This is a genomic window from Methylorubrum aminovorans, assembly GCF_022179725.1.
Lineage (GTDB): Bacteria > Pseudomonadota > Alphaproteobacteria > Rhizobiales > Beijerinckiaceae > Methylobacterium > Methylobacterium aminovorans.
On record NZ_BPRC01000002.1, the window covers coordinates 85892 to 104882 of the forward strand.

Consider the following 18991-nt stretch of genomic DNA (forward strand, 5'->3'; position numbering starts at 1 on the left):
GCCCTGAGAGAAGGCGTGGCCTGGAAGCCATCCTTGTTTGCGGCGCCCGGCTGAGAGCCGAGCCGGTTTGCCCGGATAGCGGGGCGGACCCTACAGCGGGCCTTTCCGCCGAACAACCCGCGCAAGACCCTGAAATCGGCGATTTTTTGGGTCGTTGGGGGCCTTGACGCGCGAAGATTCATCCCCTCGCGGGCGAGGGGTCAGACGGCCTCGCCGCGGGCGGCGAGAAGCGCATCGAGAAACAGCGTCGCGACAGTGAAGTCGGCACTCGTGCCGGGGTTGAGGCCGGCCTCCTTCAGCACCCGGTCGTAGGCAAGAAGCGGCTCGATCGGCGCGGCGGCGAGGTCGATGCCGGCGAGCCGTGCTTGCGCATCTGCCCGCACCGCCTCGGCCCGGTCGGGGCCGTGCTTGCGGGCGATATGGCTGTCCGGCACCGCTGCTAGATAGGCGAGGTGGACAGCCGTGGTGGTCCAGGGCGGTGCAAGGCCCCGCGCCCGCGCCTCGCTCAATGCGGGCACGCCAATCGCGAACAGGTCGCGAAAACCGTCGGTATAGGCGCGGGCGATGCGGTCGCGCGGGGCGGCCTCGGCCATCGCCGCGAGGAGCGGCGGGATCGTCCCCTCCGCGCCGAGATCTTCGCCGACGTCGTGGCGCGCGGCCCGACCGAGGCCGCCGGGATTGGCCCGGCGGATCGCCGCGAAGACGTCGCGGGCGTCCGACGCGTCGAACGTCGCCAGCACGGCGTTCAGGGCCTCGACCAAGGGGCCGGGCCGTTCCGCGGCACGGGCCAGCGGCGCGCAGAGCAGCAGGATGCCGAGATTGGTGTTCTGCCCCACCGCGGCGAAGGTGGCCTCGACCCCGCCGCGCACCCGGCGGCCCACCCGCGCGCCCGGCTCGGCGAGCGGCGGCGCCGAGACATCGGCGCTGGTAACGAAATCGGCCACGACCATGCGGTGGCCGGGGGCGTAGCCGTGAACGTTGCCGGGTTTCAGCGCGTCGAGCTCGGCGAGGCAGGCGGCCCGGTACAGGTCGGCCACCACCGGAGCGGGCAGACCGTCCTGCGGCGCCCCGCTCATCCGAGCGCCGAGACGAGACGCGGCGGGCGAGCGGCGCGCACCGCGTTGAGGAAGCCGCGGGCGACCGCCCCGGCGATGTCGACCTCGGTGACCTGCTGCAGGCCCGACCAGGCCGGCATGGAATTCACCTCCAGGACGAGGAAACCGCCCTCCCCGTCCTCGACGAGATCGATCCCGGTGTAGTCGACACCGACCGCCGCCGCCGCCGCCTCGGCGAGTTCGGCGGCGCGGGCGGGCACGTCCCAGGCGAAGGGCCGTCCGCCGCGGTGGACGTTGGTGATCCAGCCGTCGCCCTCGCGGATCATCCCGGCAATGGCCCGGCCCTCGCAGACGAAGACGCGGTAGTCGCGCCACAGCCCATCAACCCGCGGCACATAGCGCTGGAGGTAGTAGACGCCGTTGACGGCTTCTTGCGCCGGCAAATCGTCGGGATTTTCGAGGAGCATCAACCCCTCGCCCTGCGAGCCGAACAGGGGTTTCAGCACGATCGGCTTTCCGGGCCGTGCCTCGCGGGCGACGATCTCGGCCGCTGCCTCGCGCTTCGAGACGACGAAGGTGTCGGGGGTGGGCAGCCCCGCGCGGGCGATCAGCAGCGAGGTCGCCGCCTTGTCGACCGAGCGCTCGATGGCGGTGGGGCTGTTCCAGACCCCGACGCCGGAGGCGACCAGCGCGTGGAGCACGCCGAGCCGCATCGTGGTGGCCTCGAAGGTGCCGCCGGCAATGGTGCGCAGTAGGACGCCGTCCGGCAGCCCGTCCGCAAAGCCAGGGACGCGCAGCGGCTCGCCCCCGCCCGTCATTACGGCGACGTCAGCGAGCGAGAACAGCACCGGCTCGACACCGAGATCCCGCAACGCCTGCCGCAGCCGCGCCTTGTGCCAATTGCCGTTGTCGGCCGCGAGCCCGATGCGCATTCACACTTATCCGTTCTTCTGAGCGCCAGTTTGACCGACCCATTCGGGCGTTCATGACGGTCCTCATGCTGAGGTGCCGAGCGAAAGCTCGGCCTCGAAGCACGCCTCAACGACCGATCCTATGGCACCGGTCCGTTGGAGTACGCGTCGCGGCGTGCTTCGAGGCTGCTGACGCAGCACCTCAGCATGAGGCCCCGAGGAGCTCGCCAGAGCACCCCGGTCGAGTCGGCTCTCGACAGCCCTCCCCCGCTGCGGGGAGGGTCTCACGTCGGCATCTTACGCGAAGGACGCGTCCACGAGTTGCGGCTCCAGCCGGCCACCGCGGAACGACTTGCCGGTCTTGACCGAGGTGACAATGGCCTCGGCCGGGGAGAACAGCGCGCCGTCGATCTTGTAGAAGTCGCCGTTCACCCGCGAAAAGATCTCGGCGAAGGGCGCGCCGTGATCGGCCGAGGTGGTGGAGGGAATCTGCTCGGCGAGCTGCTTGGCGTCCGCGTCGTCGGCATCGACGTAGAGTTGGACCCGGCCGCCGTAGATGATGGCGTCGTTGGTGCGGCCCATCGCCTGGATGAAGTCCGGATGCGGCGGCGAGAGCGGGGCCGAGCCGATGCCGTCGAGGATCTTGTGCAGGTCGAAGCCGACGGTGTGCGCCTTGTGCAGGGCCACCTCCAGCACGCGGGCGACGACCTGGGTCGAACCGGCGAGACTCTGGGTCGGGGCGTAGATGAAGGTCACGTTCTCGGGGGCGAGGCCGGTGGCCCGGGCGACCTTGTCGACCACGGAGGCCGGCGGGGCGCTGGCGGATTCGAGCACCAGGGCGGTGGCCGTCGCGTTGTCGCGGTAGCCGAGCTCCTTGTAGAGTTCCTCGACCACGGCGACCGCGCGGCCGGGACCCGAGCCGAGGGCGAAGAAGCCGGAATCGCCATCCTCGTCGGCGAGGCTCCAGCCGGCATATTGCGAGCCGAGGCAGGCCAGAACCGGATCGGCAGAATGGACCACAACCGTGTAGGGCCAGGAGGCGACCGGGCCGGTCGGCGCGATCGTCACCGTGCCGAGACCGCCGAGGCAGATCTCGGCGATGCGACGGCCGGCCTCGATCGAGCCGCGGGCGTTGGCGCCGGCATCGACGGTGCGCGCGCCGTTCTCCTGGGCGACGACGAGACGGAGCTTGGCCGCGTCAGCGACGAGGCTCTCGACCAGCGGCCCGGCCAGGGCGTTGAGGCTCGGCGCGCTCGTGTTGGAACTCATGACTGTTCTCCGTTTCCTCCAGCAGCGCGCGGACCTGCTCGGCCCTCGCCCGCAATTCTTGTTTGACCGCCGCGGCGTCCGGCCCGGAGGCCGTCACCGTGCAGAGCGGCGCGTCGCGCGCCACGAGGCTGCCGGCCCGCGGCCGGTCATGCACGTGAGCCGGCCAGTCGAGGGGCGGCACCGCCGCGCAAGTCCGGGCCGCGTAACAGATCTCGGCGCCCGTCGCATCCGCCGGCTTTGCCTCGATGGCAGGCATGCGGCCGAGCGCCGCCTCGATATGCTGGATCAGCAGCGGCGTCGGGCGGCGGTCGAGCACATCGAGGGTGGCGCCGGGGCGCGGATTGATTTCGAGCAGCCACCAGCTCTCGCCATGGACGAGGCAGTCGGCGCTGGCGAGGCCGGCGAGGCCGGTGGCGCGGGCGATCCGAAGCGCGGCCTCGGCGATCTCCGCGGCCATCCGGACCGGGACCGGTTCCCCCTCGTCACGGCCGCGGGCGAGCGCCCCGGCGTAGCGGAACGGCCGCAGCGGCGAGGGCGCCTGCCACTGCTCGGTGATCGCCAAGGGCTCGATGGTGTGCCCATCAGCCAAGAAATTCAGGGCGACGGCGCGGCCGGGCATCCGGGCCTGGAGGTAGTGGCCAGGCGGGGCGGCGCTGGCCGCACTCGCGCGGACATGCGAGCCGCCACAGCCGCCCGCCCGCTTGAGGAGCCAGGCGCCCCGGTCGGTTACCGGGCCGGCGCCGATCGCCGGATGCGGAATCGCAAGGCGCTGGCACAGCGCGGCGAAGCCGAACGGGTCCTTGAGCGCGGCGACCGTCTCCGCGCCCGCGCCGAGCAGGCGATGGCGCGCGGCGATCTCCGCAATGAGATCCGGCGCGCCCTCGAAGCCGCTGCCGAGGACGACACCGAGGGCACCGCCCGCCTGCTCCGAAAGCGCATCGAGCCCCGCCAGCACGCTCGCGCGGTCGCGGGTTCCGGCACCGAAGCGGCCGGGCAGCGGGCGGTGAGCCTCGGCCAGCGCCAGGGTGTCCTCGTCGCCGAACAGGTCGAGCACGAACGGGCGGAGCCCCGCCCGACGCGCGGTCTGCGCCAGCGCCCGGCCGGATTGGGCGGCGATCAGGATTGCGCCGCCCTCAAGAGGACGAAACGGGTTTGAGGAAGGGATCAGGGCTGCGCTCAGCCGGCGATCTCGACGGCGAGCTTGTAGGCGTCGCGGAAATCGAGGCAGAGCGGCTCCTGCGCCTCCAGCATCTTGCGGAACATCCGGCACTGGGTCTGGTACTTGACGTTGCCGACCGCGAGCGCGCCGATGCCGACCCCCTTGCCGACCGGCAGGGGCACGTCGACGGCGTTGACGTCGATGCCGGCGATGCCGGCGGGCGGGACCGCGTTGACGTCGGAGGCCACTAGGAGCTTCGGCGCGGATTCGAGATCCTCCGCCGTCAGGATCGAGACGCCGGCGGGGCCTGCCGAGAGGATCACGTCGGCGTCGGTGATGGCCGCGCGCCGCGCCTCGGGCGCCGTGCCGTCAACGGCGCCGACCTCGATGCCGAAGCGCCACTTCATGGTGAAGGCGATCTTCGAGACGCGCTCCTCGCCGTCATGGCCGACGAGCACGGTCTGCGCGCCCTCCAGCGCGCCGATCACCGCCGCGACGTAGGCGACCACGCCGGCACCGCCGAAGATGACGATGCGCTTGCCCTTGAGGTCGGTCGAGAACTTCGCCTTGAGCGCGCGGTTCACCTCGGCGACCATCGCCGCGCCGGTGGTGAAGGAGCCGGCCGGGTCGGCGAAGACGTGATTGACGAAGGGGGGCACGAAGGCCTTCTTCGCCCGGTCCACCATGTCGAGCGCTAACTCGGCGTTCTTGCCGCCGATGAAGATGCCGGTGCGCACGCCGTCCTGCGGTGCGCGGGAGAAGATCGAGTCCTGGGTCAACGAGACGACATCGGTGAGATCGACGCCCGTATAGGGGATCAGCGTCTCGAAACCGGCATCGATCGCCATGTTCACGTCGAACGGGCTCATGTGCTTGAGCGGCGTCAGCATGTGCAGGATCGAGCGGGCCATGGTGTTCGTCCTCTCGTGACCGCGCCTTTGCGAGGCGCTTCAGGTGCAAAACCGGAACGACCGGCGCCGGTCAAGAGCAGGTTTCTTTGAAGCGCGGAAAAGAAAAAGCTCTAAACTTCGGACACCGAGGCGCCGACATTCCGTCCGCGCGCGATGACGAAGCGGAGACGGCCGGGCCGCGCCAGCTCCGTGACCAGCGCTTCGGCCTCCCGCTGGGACGGCATCAGCGCGAAGCCGGTCGGCCCCCAGGAACTCTGACCGTAACCGGGCACTCCGGCCGCCGCCACGGCGGCGAGTGCCTCGGCCACCGCCGGGCTGGCGAAGCGGCCGCCCTGGTGGGGGGCGAAATGGTCGCCGATCCGCTTCTGGATCTGCGTGATGCCGGCGCCGAAGCCCATGGGCTCGGCGGTCGCGGCGGCCGGCAGAACCTGCATCAGCACGATCCGGCAGATCTCCGCAGCTTGGGCCGGATCGAACGGCGGCAGATCGCGGAACGCTTCCGTCTCACGGGAGCCATGCACACCGGTCATGGCTTCATCGAGGATCAGCACGACCCGCCAGTCTTCCGGGTAGGATAGCCGGGCGATGACCGGCGGCGGCGCGCCGGACCCGTCGCGCCCGCCATCGACGATCAGGCCGCCCTCGGTGAAGGCGGCGAGCCCGACGCCGGAACGGTTGCCGCGGTCGAGCACGTCGGCGAAGTCGGCCGGCACGAAGGGGCGTCCGTTGAGGCGCGCCAGAGCGGCGGCCACCGCGAGCGCGACCTGAGTGCCCGAGCCGAAGCCGGCATGGGCGGGAATGGCTTCCTCGACCTCGATCGCGACGGCCTCCGGCACGTCGAGATAGGAGGCGGCCGCGAGCAGGTTGGCGCGCACCCGCTCGGCCTCCGGGCCGATCGCGGAGACGCGCTTGGCCGGGCGGGCCACGAGCTGCACCGCCGGCGCGTCGAGGGCGAGGCCGATGCTGCCGAAGCGGCGCCCGAGGCCGCCATTGAGGTCGAGGAAGCCGAAATGCAGGCGCGCGGGAGCGCGGACCCGCACGGCATTCACGGCACGGCCGGCGGAGCGCGGCGCGCTCAGGATCTCACCCGTCTGGTCCGGGACCTCGGCCACGCTCTCATTCCCTCCCGCTAAAGCTGCCGGCACGGTCGGCACACACGCGCCCGGCGATGCGGGCGGCTTCTCCCACGCTGCGGCGGCGCCGACAACCTCGCTCGAGGCAGCCTCGCTCAACACATTCTCGAAGACGCGGGCAGCCCCGTTATCGCGCCGGATCTTCGCTGGCCCGGCGCGGGTCGATGCAGGAAATCTCCGATGCAAACTTCGCCGGGGGCTTGCAGGCTCCGGCTCAGGAAGGCAAAACCAGCCCGCTCCCATTCGCGGAGCCGGTCCGAGCCCCTGTCCTTGAACCCGAGCCGGGATTTCGAGGACATCGAGTCTCCACCAGGGGCGCCCAGGGCGCCCTTCGGACATGACCGTCTTTCGCCCCGCCTCGATGCGGGGATGCCCGAAGAAACGACGGTGAGGAAGCATGGCAGCCTGGGTGAAGGGAGGCGCGGCGGATGTGGACGCGGCGGTCGAAGCCGCGGCCGACCTGCTGGCCGCGTCGCGCGTGCCGGTGCTGGCGGGCCTGAGCGCCGAAGTCTCGGCGCTGCGCGCCGCCTACCGGCTGGCCGAGACGCTGGGCGCCTCGCTCGATCCCGTCTCCGGCCCTAGCATCTACGCCGAACTCGGCGCGCTCAGCGCCGGCGGCGTCATGACCACGACCCGGGCCGAGACCATCGGCCGGGCGGATGTCGTCCTGATCCTCGGCAACCGCCCCTGGGACGGCGACCTGATCGGCGAGATCGCCGCCGCAGCCCCGAGCCGCGGGCGCGCGGCGGGCGCCGAGCGCGCCCTGCTGTCGCTGGGCGGTCCGCAGAACGGCGCGATCCGTCACGTCGCCTACGCCGCCGACGCGGGCGGGCTCACACTCTCGCTGGGCCACCTGCGCGCCTTCGCCAAGGGCCATCTCGCCGGGGAAGCGGCCTATGCCGACCTCGCCCGGCGCCTGTTTTCCGCGCAGTACGGCGTCGTGATCTACGACGCGGAAGAGGTCGGTGAGCTCGGCGTGGAGATGCTCCAGGGCCTGATCCGTGACCTCAACGAATCCACCCGCTTCTTCGCGCTGACGCTGGCCGACCCGTTCCAGGGCCGCGCCGCGGTGCAGCTCTCCGCCTGGACCACGGGGCAGGCGCCCCGCGTCGGCTTCGGCCGGCATCGGCCCGAGCACGACCCCTGGCGCTTCGACAGCGCCCGCCAGATCGCTTCCGGCGAGGCCGACGCCGCTCTGTGGCTCGCCTCGCTGCCCGCCCCGCGCCCGGCCTGGCTCGGCAGCCTGCCCACCGTGGCCATCGTCGGCGAGGGCTCTCCAGAAGCTGCGGGTGAGACCGCCGAGATCGTCATCACCGTGGGCGTGCCCGGCCAGAGCGTCGGCGGCGCGCTCTGGAACGAGCGGCGCGGCGTCATCGCCTATGCCGAGCCCAAGGCCGCCGCCGAAGCACAAACGGCCGCCGACGTGCTCGCCCGCATCCGCGACCGCCTCATCGAGAAGGGTGTCTCATGCTGACCCGTATCCACGGCGGACGGGTGGTCGATCCGACGGCTGGGCGCGACGCCATCGGCGACGTCTGGATCGAGGACGGCCGCGTCGTCGCCCCCTCCGAGCGCGCGCCCGACCAGATCATCGATGCCACGGGCTGCGTGGTGATGGCCGGCGGCGTCGAGGTCCACTCGCACATCGCCGGCGGCAACGTGGTGATGAGCCGCCTGCTGCTGCCCGATCTCTACGTCAGCGAATCCGCGCCCAACGGCCATCCCTTTGCGCATGCCGGCGGCTCGGGAAGCTGGATCGGCGCCAACTACGCGCGGATGGGCTACACGACCGCGGTCGAGCCGGCCCTGCCGCCTTCAAGTGCGCTCGCGACCCATCTCGAACTCGCCGACATTCCGCTGCTCGACCGCGGCGGGCTGGCGGTGCTCGGCAACGACGACCACCTGCTCCAGATCCTGCGCGACGGCGAGGGCAAGAACGCGGTCCGCGACCTCGTGCAGCAGACGCTGGCCCATGCGCGGGGACTGGGCGTCAAGTGCATCAATGCGGGCGGCGCCTCGGCCTTCAAGGACGGCGTCTTGAAGCTCAGCCTCGACGACGAGATCCCCTGCTACGGCCTCTCGACCCGCACAATCATGTCGGCCCTGCTCGACGCGGTGGAAGAGATCGGCGTCCCGCACCCGCTGCACGTCCACTGCAACAATCTCGGTCTGCCCGGCGCCGACGACTCGCTCGTCGCCACGCTGGAGGCGGCGGAAGGCCGGCGCATCCACTTCGCCCACGCTCAGTTCTACGCCTACGGCGTGGTCGATCCCGAAAATCCGATGACCGGCGGCTTCCGCTCGGCGGCCGAGCGGATCAACGCGGCGATGGAGGCCCATCCCAACGCGACCTACGACGTGGGTCAGGTGGTGTTCGGCCAGACGGTGACGATCTCGCTCGACATCCTGCGCCAGTTCGGCGGCCGGAAGGGCGCCAAGCCGAAGAAGTGGGCGCTCTCGGCGGGCGATGCCGAGGGCGGCGGCGTGGTGCCGTTCCTCTACCGGCCACGCGGACCCGTCTCCTCGCTGCAATGGGCGATCGGACTGGAGCTGATGCTGCTCTCCTCGAACCCGGAGCGCACCATCCTGACGACCGACCATCCCAATGGCGGCGTCTTCACCGAGTACCCGCGCATCATCCACCTGCTGATGGATGCCGAGGAGCGCGCGAAGGAAATCGCGACGCTGCCGGCGGTGGTCGGCGAGCGCTCCGGTCTGCCGAAGATCGAGCGCGAGTACACGTTCAGCGAGATCGCCCAGCTCACCCGTTCGGGCCCGGCCAAGCTGCTCGGCCTGACCGATCGCGGCCATCTGCGTGAGGGCGCCAAGGCCGACGTCGCGATCTACCGCGACGACCGGGACCGCACGGCGATGTTCTCCCGCGCCAAACTGGTGCTGAAGGACGGCCAGCCCATCGTCGAGGACGGCGAGGTCGTGGCGTGGTTCTCCGGAAAAACACTCTCGCTCGACGTCGAGGCCGATGCCGGCATGGAGAAGCGCTCCGAGACCTACCTGCAGGACCGCTTCGGCGCCGGGCTCGACACCTTCGCGGTGCCGGACGCCGCGTTCCCGGAGAAGACCGGGACGTTCGAAGACGTGGCGTGCCGGGCGTGATGGGCGAGGGTGATGGGACGAAATCGATGAGCGACCTCATCCTCAACGGCATCAAGGTCGAGGACACCTTCGCCGAGGCCTTCGACGTCGCGGGCACCGCGATCATCGTGACCAACGACACGCCGAAATGGGCGATGATCGCGGCCACGGTGATGACGGGCTTCGCCACCTCGGTGATCGGCTGCGGCGCCGAGGCCGGCGTCGACGCCGAGCTCTCGCCCGACGAGACGCCGGACGGGCGCCCCGGCGTGCGCATCCTGCTGTTCGGCTTCGAGCCGAACGGGCTGAAGGAGCAACTCCTCAAGCGCGTCGGCCAGTGCATCCTCACCTGCCCCGGCACCGCCTGCTTTGCCGGCGTCGAGGGACCGCACAAGATCAAGCTCGGCGGGGCGATCCGCTATTTCGGTGACGGGTTCGCCGTCGCCAAGCGGCTGCCCGATGCGCAGGGCAAGATGCGCCGCTACTGGCGCATCCCCGTCATGGACGGCGAGTTTCTGTGCGAGGATTCGACCCGCGCCGTGGACGGTGCGGTCGGCGGCGGCAACCTCTTGTTCCTCGGGCGCAAGCACGCGGACACCCTCATCGTCGCCGAGATCGCGGTCGAGGCCGCCAAGGCGGTCCCCGGCGCGATCCTGCCCTTCCCCGGCGGCATCGTCCGCTCGGGCTCGAAGGTCGGCGGACGCACCAAGGGCATGATGGCCTCCACCAACGACGCCTATTGTCCGACCCTGAAGGGCCGGGCCGGCTCGGCGCTGCCGCCCGAATGCGGCGTGGTACTCGAAATCGTCATCGACGCCCTGACCTCGCAAGGCGTCGCCGAGTCGATGCGCGCGGCGCTCCACGCCGCCACCGAGATCGGCGCCAAGTACGGCTTGGTCGCGGTCACCGCCGGCAATTACGGCGGCAATCTCGGCCGGCACCACTACCACCTCCGCGACCTGCTGGAGAAACCCGCCGCATGAGGACTCAACGATGAGCACGCTGAGACTGCGCGGTGATCTGCCGGAGCGCGTCGATCTCCTCAACATCACCCCGCTCGCCTTGAGCGGGTTGTCCGAGGCGGAAGCGGGCCGGCTCGCGATCGGCACCAGCCGGCGTGGCCTGACGCTCGGCGACGCGTTCGAGATCCGCCTCGACGGCTCCGACAGCCTCGTGATTGAGGGCGGCTCGTCGCGGCTCGACCGGGTGGGTGCCGCGCTGTCGCAAGGCTCGATCCACGTCGAGGGCGATGTCGGCCAGTGCCTCGGCGAGGGCATGGCGGCGGGCACGCTGACCGTCACGGGCTCGTCCGGCCCCTATGCCGCCACCGGTGCCACCGGCGGTACGATCACGATCGAAGGCGATGCCGGGGATCACGCCGGCGGCGCGGTCTACGCCGCCAAGGCCGGGCTCGACGGCGCGACGCTCGTCATCAAGGGTGCAGCGGGCGATCATCTCGGCGACCGCATGCGCCGGGGCCTGATCCTGGCCGGATCGGCCGGGGCCTTCGCCGGCTCGCGGATGATCGCCGGCACCATCGTCGTCTCCGGCGCGCTCGGCGACCATCCGGGCTACGGCATGCGCCGCGGCACGCTGATCGCCGGCAGCCACGGCGCTTTGCTGCCGACCTTCGTCGAGACCGGCACGCCGGATCTGGTCTTCGTCCGCCTGTTGGCCCAGAGCCTCAAGCGCCTCGGCGCGACCCAGGCCGGGCTGCTTGGCGGAACGCTGCGCCGCTACTCGGGCGATCTTGCGACGCTCGGCAAGGGCGAGTTGTTCGTGACGGCCTAAAGCGCATTCCGACGAGGTGGTCTCCGGATCGTCGAAAGAATGCGCGTAAAACAATGACTGAGAGACGCCGGCCTGATGCAATCGGGCCGGTTACGGCTTGAGGCCGGCACGATTTTTCCGAAAGCCGCCGGCAAGTCGCAGAAAAATGACTTGCCGGCCTGCCGGTTTCTCCCACCTTGCCTCGGACCAAAGGCGTGGGGCACTGATTCCGTCATACCGCCCGCGCCCTCCTCTCGCCCGAGGCCGCGCGCATGTTCCTGCTCCTGTCCGTCTGCCTGATCGCCCAGCCGGCGAAATGCCACGAGGAGCGGATCAACCTCTCCTTCGACAGCCCGAACACGTTCATCTGCCTGCGCAACTCGCAGAGCACCCTGGCGGCGTGGCAGGAGGAGCATCCCGACTACCACGTGAAGAGCTGGCGCTGCGCGCCCAAGGGCAGCCTGCCGAACGACCTCTAGGCGAGCGGGACAAGCCGGCAATGCGAGCCGGCTTGAGACCCTGCCACGGCGGTGACATGGTCCGCCCGCCACCGCCGCGGCAGAGAGGGAGACCATGCGTTCGCTGAAAGTCCGGTTCGCCCTCTTGCTCGGCGGCATGGCGCTGATCGCCCTGCTGGCGGCGGTCGGCGTTCTGTGGTCGATCCGGCTGACCGAGAACGTCATCGATCGCACGCTCGCCGCCCAGCACCGGCTGGAGCTTCTCGCCGAACTGTCCGGGCGGCTGGCGCAGTACGGCTTCGCCGCCATCGAGAGCATCGGCAACCCGGAGGCGCCGCCCGAGGCCCTGTCGGTGACCCGAGACCGGGTCGATGAGGCGCTCAACCGCGTCGACGACGCCCTCGGCAACGGCATGGCGACGAGCACCAACCTGGAGGACCGGATCCAGTACGTCGCGCGGACCCGGCCGCTCGCCAATGTGCGCGCGGCCCGCGCCATGCTCGACCGGCAGGTCACCCTGGTACGGCGGGAGAGCGATCCCGACCGGCGCAAGACTGCGATGCAGGGGACGTTGAACGCCTTCGGGGCGATGACCGGACCGCCGCTCTCGCTGCTGGTCGAGGCCGAGCGGCGCAGCATGAATGCGGGGACGGAGGCCGCTGCCACCCTGTCGAACCGCCTGACCATCGCTGCGCTCACGGCGGTGGCGCTGGCCCTCGCCTTCGTCGGGGTGCTCTATCGTTCAGTCACGCGGCCGACGCTGGCACGGATCGAGGAGATCCGCCGGGCGGCCGGTGCCGTCGGCAGCGGCGCGCTCGATACCCGGCTCTCGGTCGAGACCCGCGACGAACTCGGTCTGCTCGTCGCGAACTTCAACCGCATGGCCGCCCGGCTTGCCCGCCGCGAGGGTCGGCTCGCCGCCGACCGGGCCGCCCTGGAGGACACGGTGGAGGCCCGAACCGCCGATCTGCGTGCGGCCAACGCGCGGCTGGAGATGGTGGACCGCTCCCGGCGCCGCTTCTTCGCCGATGTCAGCCACGAGTTGCGCACCCCGCTCACGGTGATCCTTGGCGAGTGCGACCTCGCTCAGCGCTCGGTCGAGCGCGCCGCCGGCAAGCCGGTCGATCACGGGCCGGTCTTCGCCACCATCCGCAAGCGCGCCCAGCGGCTCAAGCGCCGGGTGGAGGATCTCCTGCGCGTTGCCCGCTCGGAATCCGGCCAGATCGAACTCGACCGGCGCGCCGTCAGCGCCGTCGAAGTGCTGACCGACGCCATCGACAGCGCCGGCTCGGAGGCCGCCCGCCGCCGGGTCGAACTGGTGCTGGAGCCGGGCGACCGCGATATCGAGATCAGCGCCGATCCGGAATGGCTCCGCCAGGTTGTCGAGAGTCTGATCGACAATGCCCTGCGTCATGCCGGCGGCCTGACCCGCGTCACCGTCTCCCTGAACGGGGGCGAGGGTCCGCAGGGAAGCCGGGCTCTCATCACCATCGACGACGATGGGCCCGGTTTTCCCGAACAGGGCGAGGGCTTGTTCGAGCGCTTTCGCCGCGAGGCCCGATCGGGAGAAGCGGGATTCGGCATCGGTTTAGCTCTGGCGCGATGGGTCGTTGAACGCCATGATGGCGCGATCAGCCTCGGCAGAGCCGAACGCGGCGGCGCCCGGGTGGTCATCGACCTGCCCGCGCTTGACGAGGGCGCCGCACCAAAATCGTACGGGGCAGGACACGAGAGGATCGGCGCCGCATGACGACGCGCGTATTGATCGTTGAGGATGACATCGACATCCGCGGCATCCTCGCCCGCGGCTTGGAGGCGGAAGGCTTCTCCGTCGGCGTCGCCGGCCGGGTCGAGGACGCGCTCAGCGCCGCCCGCGACGACGCCCCGGAGGCGGTGGTTCTCGACATCACCCTGCCGGACGGGTCCGGCCACGATGTCTGCCGCTCCCTCCGCGAGGGCGGCTATCCCGGCGCGATCCTCTTCCTGAGCGCCCGCGACGAGGTACGCGACCGGGCCGAGGGGCTGGCGCTCGGCGCCGACGACTACATCGTCAAGCCGTTCGTCTTCGACGAGTTGCTGGCCCGGCTCCAAGTCCATCTGCTGCGGCGCCGCGAGGCCGACACGCCGCGCACTGTCTTCACCGCCGGCCGCCTGACGCTCGACGTCAACATCCGACAGGTCAGCTTCGGCGAGGCCTCGGCCCGTCTCACCCCGCGGGAGGCGGAGCTGCTCGCCCTGCTGATGCAGGAGGTGAACCGGCCGATCTCGCGCGGCGAGATCTTCGACCGCCTCTGGGCCGGCCAGGGCGGCCTCTCCCTCAACGTGGTCGATGTCTATGTCGGCTACCTGCGCTCGAAACTCTCGGATTTCGTGCGGCTGGGCGGTCCGGTCATCGTCACCGTGCGGGGCAAGGGCTTCATGCTCGACCTGCGCGGCCAGGATTTCCGCCACTGATACGCCGCGGCATTTCGCTCCCCCCACCAAAGTCTAACCTCCGTGTCACGGGAAGTTGGGACCGTTCCGGCGCGAACATGGGAAGAAACGGCAAGCTGGCTCTTGCAGGCGGGGCCGGAATTGGCGATATACCTCCAGCGTGCGAAAACGAGTGCGTCGCCAGTATCTTACGATCCTCTTAAGCAAGTTGGATCGAGGATTCAGGCGTTCCATAAAGTCGAGGAGAAACACCATGAAGTGGGCCGCCCCCATCGTTTCCGAGATCTGCGTCGGCATGGAAGTCACGAGCTACGAGTCGGCCGAGATCGACACCTTCAACTAAGGTGATTTTAGCCGGGTTAGGGTTGCGGGCATCAGCGGGTTCTCACCATGCATGTCGTGATCCTCGGCTCGGCGGCGGGCGGCGGCGTTCCTCAGTGGAACTGCCGCTGCTCCATCTGCTCCCTTGCCTGGGCCGGTGATCCCAGAGTCAAACCACGCACGCAGTCGAGCATCGCGGTCTCTCCGGACGGGGAACGCTGGCTCCTGCTGAACGCCTCCCCCGACATCCGCCAGCAGATCCAGGCCAACCCGCCGATGCATCCGCGGCAGGGCCTGCGCCACTCGCCGATCCACGCGGTGTTGCTGACCAACGGCGATGTCGACCATGTCGCCGGCCTGCTGACCTTGCGCGAGGGCCAGCCCTTCACGCTCTACGCCACGCCCGGCATCCTGGCCTCCGTTTCCGACAACCGCGTCTTCGACGTGATGGCCGCCGATGTGGTGAAGCGGCAGACGATTTCCCTCAACCAGACCTTCGAGCCGGTGCCCGGCCTCTCGGTGACGCTGTTCTCCGTGCCCGGCAAGGTGCCGCTCTGGCTCGAGGACGCCTCCATGCAGATCGGGGCCGAGACCGAGACCACGGTCGGCACGATGATCGAGGCCGGGGGCAAGCGCCTCGCCTACATTCCCGGCTGCGCCCGGGTGACGGAGGAGCTGAAAGCCCGCGTCGCGGGCGCCGACGCGCTCCTGTTCGACGGCACGGTGCTGGAGGACGACGACATGATCCGCGCCGGCGTCGGCACCAAGACCGGCTGGCGCATGGGCCATATCCAGATCAACGGCGAGACCGGCTCGATCGCCTCCTTCGCCGATGTCGAGATCGGCCGGCGGGTTTTGATCCACATCAACAACACCAATCCGGTCCTGGTCGAGGACTCGCCCGAGCGCGCCAGCGTCGAGGCGCGCGGCTGGACCGTCGCCCATGACGGCCTGACCCTCGATCTCTGATCGGACACGAGAAGCGCGCGATGGGTCCGGCCTGGAAATTTAGTGCCGGACCGAATATATTTTGCACGATCCAATCGCGCGGCGGTCGCCCTGCCCTTCCCGATGCGGGGCGCCATCTAGAACAGCTCGAACGAGCATCATCGGAAACGCGACTCGAAGCCCGGGGAACCGAACGCCATGACCGCCCAATTCCCGCCGCCCGTCCCGGAATCCGAGCAGCGCCTGCTGAGCCACGAGGAGCTTGAGGCGGCGCTCCGCGACATCGGCGCGCGGCGCTACCACAACCTCCATCCGTTCCACCGGCTGTTGCACGACGGCAAGCTGTCGAAGGATCAGGTGCGGGCCTGGGCACTCAACCGCTACTATTATCAGGCGATGATCCCGGTGAAGGACGCCGCGCTGCTCGCCCGCCTGCCGGATGCGCAGCTTCGCCGGATCTGGCGCCAGCGCATCGTCGATCACGACGGCGACCATGAGGGCGACGGCGGCATCGAGCGCTGGCTCAAGCTCGCCGAGGGCGTTGGCTTCTCGCGCGACTACGTGCTCTCGACACAGGGCATCCTGTCGGCGACCCGCTTCTCGGTCGATGCCTATGTCCACTTCGTCTCCGAGCGGACGCTGCTGGAAGCCATCGCCTCCTCGCTCACCGAGATGTTCTCGCCGACGATCATCTCCGAGCGCGTCGCCGGGATGCTGAAGAACTACGACTTCATCACCAAGGAGACGCTGGCCTATTTCGACAAGCGCCTGACCCAGGCGCCGCGCGATGCCGATTTCGCCCTCGACTACGTCAAGCGGCACGCCACCACACCCGAGATGCAGCGGGCCGCGATGGACGCGCTGACCTTCAAGTGCAACGTACTCTGGACGCAGCTCGACGCGCTCTACTTCGCCTATGTCGCCCCCGGCATGGTGCCGCCGGATGCGTGGCAGCCGGGCGAGGGCCTCGTGACCGAGGAGATTTCCACCGAGGCCAGCCCCGCCGCAACGCCGGCTCAGCCCGCGGCCTTCTCGGGCAGCGACGTGCCCCGCCTGCCCCGCGGCGTCCGCCTGCGCTTCGATGAGGTCCGCAACAAGCACGTGCTGCTCGCACCCGAGCGCACCTTCGACCTCGACGACAACGCCGTCGCGGTTCTCAAGCTCGTCGACGGCAAGACCTCGGTTTCGCAGATCGCCCAGATCCTGGGCCAGACCTACGATGCCGACCCCGCCGTCATCGAGGCCGACATCCTTCCGATGCTGGCCGGTCTCGCGCAAAAAAGGGTTCTGGAGCGATGAATGCACCGACCCCCGCCCCCTCCCCCGCGGAGGTGATTCCGGCACCCGTGGGCCTGCTCGCTGAGCTGACCCACCGCTGCCCGCTGCGCTGCCCCTACTGCTCGAACCCGCTTGAGCTCGACCGGCGCTCGGCCGAGCTCGATACGGCAACGTGGCTGCGGGTGCTGACGGAGGCGGCGGGCTTGGGCGTGCTGCACGTCCACCTTTCCGGCGGCGAGCCGACGGCGCGCCCGGACATCGTCGAGATCACGGCCAAGTGCGCCGAACTCGGCCTCTACTCGAACCTGATCACCTCCGGCGTCGGCGGCGCACTCGCCAAGCTCGACGCGCTCTACGATGCCGGCCTCGACCACGTGCAGCTTTCAGTGCAGGGCGTGGACGCGGCAAACGCCGAGAAGATCGGCGGCCTCAAGAACGCGCAGCCCCAAAAGATGCAGTTCGCCGCCCGCGTCACCGAGCTCGGTCTGCCGCTGACGCTGAATTCGGTGATCCACCGCGGCAACATCCACGAGGTGCCGGGCTTTATCGATCTCGCGGTCAAGCTCGGGGCCAAGCGGCTGGAGGTGGCCCATACCCAGTATTACGGCTGGGCCTACGTCAACCGCGCCGCACTGATGCCCGACAAGGCCCAGGTCGACGAGTCGATCCGCATCGTCGAGGCCGCGCGTGAGCGCCTCAAGGGTCAGCTCGTCATCGATCTCGTGGTGCCGGACTACTACGCCAAGTACCCCAAAGCCTGTGCCGGCGGCTGGGGCAGAAAGCTCATGAACGTGACGCCGCAGGGCAAGGTCCTGCCCTGCCACGCCGCCGAGACCATCCCCGGCCTCGAATTCTGGTACGTTGGCGACCACTCGCTCGGCGACATCTGGACGCAATCGCCGGCGTTTGCCGCCTATCGCGGCACGAGCTGGATGAAGGAGCCCTGCCGCTCCTGCGACCGGCGAGAGAAGGATTGGGGCGGTTGCCGCTGTCAGGCGCTGGCGCTCACGGGCGATGCCGCCAATACCGATCCGGCCTGCTCCCTTTCGCCGCTTCACGCGAAAATGCGGGATCTTGCCAAGGAAGAGGCTGCCGAGAACCCGCCCGATTATATATACCGCAGCATCGGGACGAATGTGCAAAACCCCTTGAGCGAAAAGGCACCCCTTTGAGACGGACTATCCTGGCGGCCGCCGTCGTGGCGGCTCTCTCGACGACGCTTCTCGCAACCGCGCCCCTCGCCTGGGCGGCCTCCGACACCGGGCCGGCAAGCAAGGAAACTGCCAAGAACGCGGCGCCGAATGCCGGCGACCTGCTCTTCGAGCAGCCGCAGATGAAGAACACCACGCCCGGCAGCACGCTGACCTACGATTACCTGCGCCGCAGCGGGATCGTGAAGGGTCCCTACGGTCCGCCGCTCAACGACGCGATCAAGCTCACGGTCGAGCCCGGCAAAAGCGCCGAGAGCCGAGATATCCGCGTGCAGATGTTTTCCGGCGGCTACCGCGTCCCGGCCGGTCCCTTCGTCGATATGGCCGGCAACCCCGTGCTGAGCCTGTTCTTGGAAAACCACCTGAAAGGTCTCGCCGGTCTGCTCGAGGCCAACCCGCGTTACATCAAGAACGCGATCCGCAAGGGTCTGCGCGAGAAGGCGACGGTCACGCCGGTCCAGGTCGATTTCAAGGGCCGCAAGGTCGAGGGCTGGCGCGTCGAGATGAAGCCCTTCGAGGGTGACCCCCTGACCGAGCGGATGCGCGGATTCGAGGCCACGACCTATACCTTCGTGGTCGCGCCGGAGGTGCCGGGAGAGATCGTCTCCCTCGAAGCGCGAACCCTGAAGCCCGATGGCGGCGAACTCCTTGAGGAGAGGCTCGATTATGACCAGAAGGATTCCTGAGGTCGCGCTGGCCGCAGCGTTTGCGGCCGTCCTCCTCGCCGCGCCCGCGCGCGCCGACGAGAACGACTATCCGACCGACGCGCGGGCCGATTACGTGTTCGGCTGCATGGCGGCCAACGGCCAGACCCGCGCGGCGCTGGAGAAGTGCTCCTGCTCCCTCGACGCGCTTGCCTCGATCCTGCCCTACGACAAGTACGTGCAGGCGAGCACCATCCTCTCCATGCGCCAGGGCATCGGCCAGCGCACCACGGCCTTCAAGTCGACCAAGATGTTCGACGACAAGGTCGCCGATCTGCGCCGGGCCCAGGCCGAGGCCGAGATCCGCTGCTATCGCGGCGCTTCCTGAGCCGCAGCG

The 18991-nt window shown here is 69.7% G+C and carries 19 protein-coding genes; 13 read left to right on the forward strand and 6 right to left on the reverse strand.

All coding sequences use genetic code 11. From position 1 onward, the window contains the following. Window positions 1-200: 200 nt before the first annotated feature. From MFF24_RS05405 to MFF24_RS05430, 6 genes are all read right to left on the reverse strand, one after another. A complete protein-coding gene (locus MFF24_RS05405) occupies window positions 201-1076 on the reverse strand; it encodes a triphosphoribosyl-dephospho-CoA synthase (RefSeq protein ID WP_238223054.1) in 876 nt (291 codons plus the stop codon). After that, window positions 1073-1987, reverse strand: a complete 915-nt coding sequence (locus tag MFF24_RS05410) for an ATP-grasp domain-containing protein (protein WP_238223055.1) — start codon at window positions 1985-1987, stop codon at window positions 1073-1075. The genes MFF24_RS05405 and MFF24_RS05410 overlap by 4 nt, the downstream gene beginning before the upstream one ends. A 276-nt stretch (window positions 1988-2263) precedes the next feature. After that, window positions 2264-3235 (reverse strand): methenyltetrahydromethanopterin cyclohydrolase, encoded by a 972-nt coding sequence (gene mch / locus MFF24_RS05415; protein ID WP_108939828.1) that lies wholly within the window; start codon window positions 3233-3235, stop codon window positions 2264-2266. Next, a complete protein-coding gene (locus MFF24_RS05420) occupies window positions 3165-4289 on the reverse strand; it encodes an ATP-grasp domain-containing protein (RefSeq protein ID WP_238223056.1) in 1125 nt (374 codons plus the stop codon). Before MFF24_RS05420 ends, mch begins: the two co-directional genes overlap by 71 nt. A gap of 122 nt (window positions 4290-4411) precedes the next feature. Then, on the reverse strand, window positions 4412-5305 hold the full coding sequence (gene mtdB / locus MFF24_RS05425) for an NAD(P)-dependent methylenetetrahydromethanopterin dehydrogenase (protein WP_108939826.1): 894 nt from the start codon (window positions 5303-5305) through the stop codon (window positions 4412-4414). A gap of 110 nt (window positions 5306-5415) precedes the next feature. After that, entirely contained in the window at window positions 5416-6417 is a 1002-nt protein-coding gene (locus tag MFF24_RS05430; RefSeq protein ID WP_238223057.1) for a beta-ribofuranosylaminobenzene 5'-phosphate synthase family protein, read from the reverse strand. A gap of 418 nt (window positions 6418-6835) precedes the next feature. Between MFF24_RS05430 and MFF24_RS05435 the strand changes: the two genes are divergently transcribed. The 13 genes from MFF24_RS05435 to MFF24_RS05495 all read left to right on the forward strand — a co-directional run bounded on the left by MFF24_RS05435 (window position 6836) and on the right by MFF24_RS05495 (window position 18982). Further along, on the forward strand, window positions 6836-7912 hold the full coding sequence (locus tag MFF24_RS05435; RefSeq protein WP_238223058.1) for a molybdopterin-binding domain-containing protein: 1077 nt from the start codon (window positions 6836-6838) through the stop codon (window positions 7910-7912). Beyond that, a complete protein-coding gene (locus tag MFF24_RS05440) occupies window positions 7906-9552 on the forward strand; it encodes a formylmethanofuran dehydrogenase subunit A (RefSeq protein WP_238223060.1) in 1647 nt (548 codons plus the stop codon). Before MFF24_RS05435 ends, MFF24_RS05440 begins: the two co-directional genes overlap by 7 nt. Before the next feature lie 26 nt (window positions 9553-9578). After that, entirely contained in the window at window positions 9579-10514 is a 936-nt protein-coding gene (gene fhcD / locus MFF24_RS05445) for a formylmethanofuran--tetrahydromethanopterin N-formyltransferase (RefSeq protein ID WP_108942883.1), read from the forward strand. Window positions 10515-10524: 10 nt separating this feature from the next. Further along, window positions 10525-11322 carry a formylmethanofuran dehydrogenase subunit C gene (locus tag MFF24_RS05450; protein ID WP_238223067.1) on the forward strand — a complete coding sequence of 266 codons (798 nt, stop codon included), beginning with the start codon at window positions 10525-10527 and terminating at the stop codon, window positions 11320-11322. 251 nt (window positions 11323-11573) lie between these two features. Continuing rightward, a complete protein-coding gene (locus tag MFF24_RS05455) occupies window positions 11574-11780 on the forward strand; it encodes a hypothetical protein (protein WP_108939822.1) in 207 nt (68 codons plus the stop codon). Window positions 11781-11874: 94 nt separating this feature from the next. Continuing rightward, the gene (locus MFF24_RS05460; RefSeq protein ID WP_238223069.1) at window positions 11875-13509 is read left to right on the forward strand and encodes a sensor histidine kinase; all 1635 of its coding nucleotides are present in this window, start codon (window positions 11875-11877) and stop codon (window positions 13507-13509) included. Further along, window positions 13506-14213, forward strand: coding sequence for a response regulator transcription factor (locus MFF24_RS05465; protein WP_017485235.1), 708 nt, complete (start codon window positions 13506-13508; stop codon window positions 14211-14213). The genes MFF24_RS05460 and MFF24_RS05465 overlap by 4 nt, the downstream gene beginning before the upstream one ends. Window positions 14214-14445: 232 nt before the next feature. Beyond that, window positions 14446-14535 carry a pyrroloquinoline quinone precursor peptide PqqA gene (gene pqqA, locus MFF24_RS05470; protein ID WP_012317526.1) on the forward strand — a complete coding sequence of 30 codons (90 nt, stop codon included), beginning with the start codon at window positions 14446-14448 and terminating at the stop codon, window positions 14533-14535. Between the two features lie 47 nt (window positions 14536-14582). Beyond that, complete coding sequence (gene pqqB / locus MFF24_RS05475) at window positions 14583-15482, forward strand: pyrroloquinoline quinone biosynthesis protein PqqB (RefSeq protein WP_238223071.1); 900 nt, start codon at window positions 14583-14585, stop codon at window positions 15480-15482. Window positions 15483-15659: 177 nt separating this feature from the next. Next, on the forward strand, window positions 15660-16760 hold the full coding sequence (pqqC, locus tag MFF24_RS05480) for a pyrroloquinoline-quinone synthase PqqC (protein ID WP_108939819.1): 1101 nt from the start codon (window positions 15660-15662) through the stop codon (window positions 16758-16760). Then, on the forward strand, window positions 16757-17911 hold the full coding sequence (gene pqqE, locus MFF24_RS05485; protein WP_133088158.1) for a pyrroloquinoline quinone biosynthesis protein PqqE: 1155 nt from the start codon (window positions 16757-16759) through the stop codon (window positions 17909-17911). The genes pqqC and pqqE overlap by 4 nt, the downstream gene beginning before the upstream one ends. After that, entirely contained in the window at window positions 17908-18636 is a 729-nt protein-coding gene (locus MFF24_RS05490) for a hypothetical protein (protein ID WP_238223072.1), read from the forward strand. The genes pqqE and MFF24_RS05490 overlap by 4 nt, the downstream gene beginning before the upstream one ends. Next, window positions 18617-18982 carry a hypothetical protein gene (locus tag MFF24_RS05495; protein WP_108939816.1) on the forward strand — a complete coding sequence of 122 codons (366 nt, stop codon included), beginning with the start codon at window positions 18617-18619 and terminating at the stop codon, window positions 18980-18982. Before MFF24_RS05490 ends, MFF24_RS05495 begins: the two co-directional genes overlap by 20 nt. Window positions 18983-18991 lie beyond the last annotated feature (9 nt).

What these genes read in the sequence shown, in the direction of transcription:
- MFF24_RS05435 (WP_238223058.1), top strand. Translation starts at nt 6,836, where the DNA reads ATGGCAGCCTGGGTGAAGGGAGGCGCGGCGGATGTGGACGCGGCGGTC.
- MFF24_RS05440 (WP_238223060.1), top strand. Translation starts at nt 7,906, where the DNA reads ATGCTGACCCGTATCCACGGCGGACGGGTGGTCGATCCGACGGCTGGG.
- MFF24_RS05495 (WP_108939816.1), top strand. Translation starts at nt 18,617, where the DNA reads ATGACCAGAAGGATTCCTGAGGTCGCGCTGGCCGCAGCGTTTGCGGCC.
- pqqB (WP_238223071.1), top strand. Translation starts at nt 14,583, where the DNA reads ATGCATGTCGTGATCCTCGGCTCGGCGGCGGGCGGCGGCGTTCCTCAG.
- MFF24_RS05405 (WP_238223054.1), bottom strand. Translation starts at nt 1,076, where the DNA reads ATGAGCGGGGCGCCGCAGGACGGTCTGCCCGCTCCGGTGGTGGCCGAC.
- MFF24_RS05410 (WP_238223055.1), bottom strand. Translation starts at nt 1,987, where the DNA reads ATGCGCATCGGGCTCGCGGCCGACAACGGCAATTGGCACAAGGCGCGG.
- fhcD (WP_108942883.1), top strand. Translation starts at nt 9,579, where the DNA reads ATGAGCGACCTCATCCTCAACGGCATCAAGGTCGAGGACACCTTCGCC.
- MFF24_RS05450 (WP_238223067.1), top strand. Translation starts at nt 10,525, where the DNA reads ATGAGCACGCTGAGACTGCGCGGTGATCTGCCGGAGCGCGTCGATCTC.
- pqqC (WP_108939819.1), top strand. Translation starts at nt 15,660, where the DNA reads ATGACCGCCCAATTCCCGCCGCCCGTCCCGGAATCCGAGCAGCGCCTG.
- MFF24_RS05455 (WP_108939822.1), top strand. Translation starts at nt 11,574, where the DNA reads ATGTTCCTGCTCCTGTCCGTCTGCCTGATCGCCCAGCCGGCGAAATGC.
- pqqA (WP_012317526.1), top strand. Translation starts at nt 14,446, where the DNA reads ATGAAGTGGGCCGCCCCCATCGTTTCCGAGATCTGCGTCGGCATGGAA.
- MFF24_RS05465 (WP_017485235.1), top strand. Translation starts at nt 13,506, where the DNA reads ATGACGACGCGCGTATTGATCGTTGAGGATGACATCGACATCCGCGGC.
- mtdB (WP_108939826.1), bottom strand. Translation starts at nt 5,305, where the DNA reads ATGGCCCGCTCGATCCTGCACATGCTGACGCCGCTCAAGCACATGAGC.
- MFF24_RS05460 (WP_238223069.1), top strand. Translation starts at nt 11,875, where the DNA reads ATGCGTTCGCTGAAAGTCCGGTTCGCCCTCTTGCTCGGCGGCATGGCG.
- pqqE (WP_133088158.1), top strand. Translation starts at nt 16,757, where the DNA reads ATGAATGCACCGACCCCCGCCCCCTCCCCCGCGGAGGTGATTCCGGCA.
- mch (WP_108939828.1), bottom strand. Translation starts at nt 3,235, where the DNA reads ATGAGTTCCAACACGAGCGCGCCGAGCCTCAACGCCCTGGCCGGGCCG.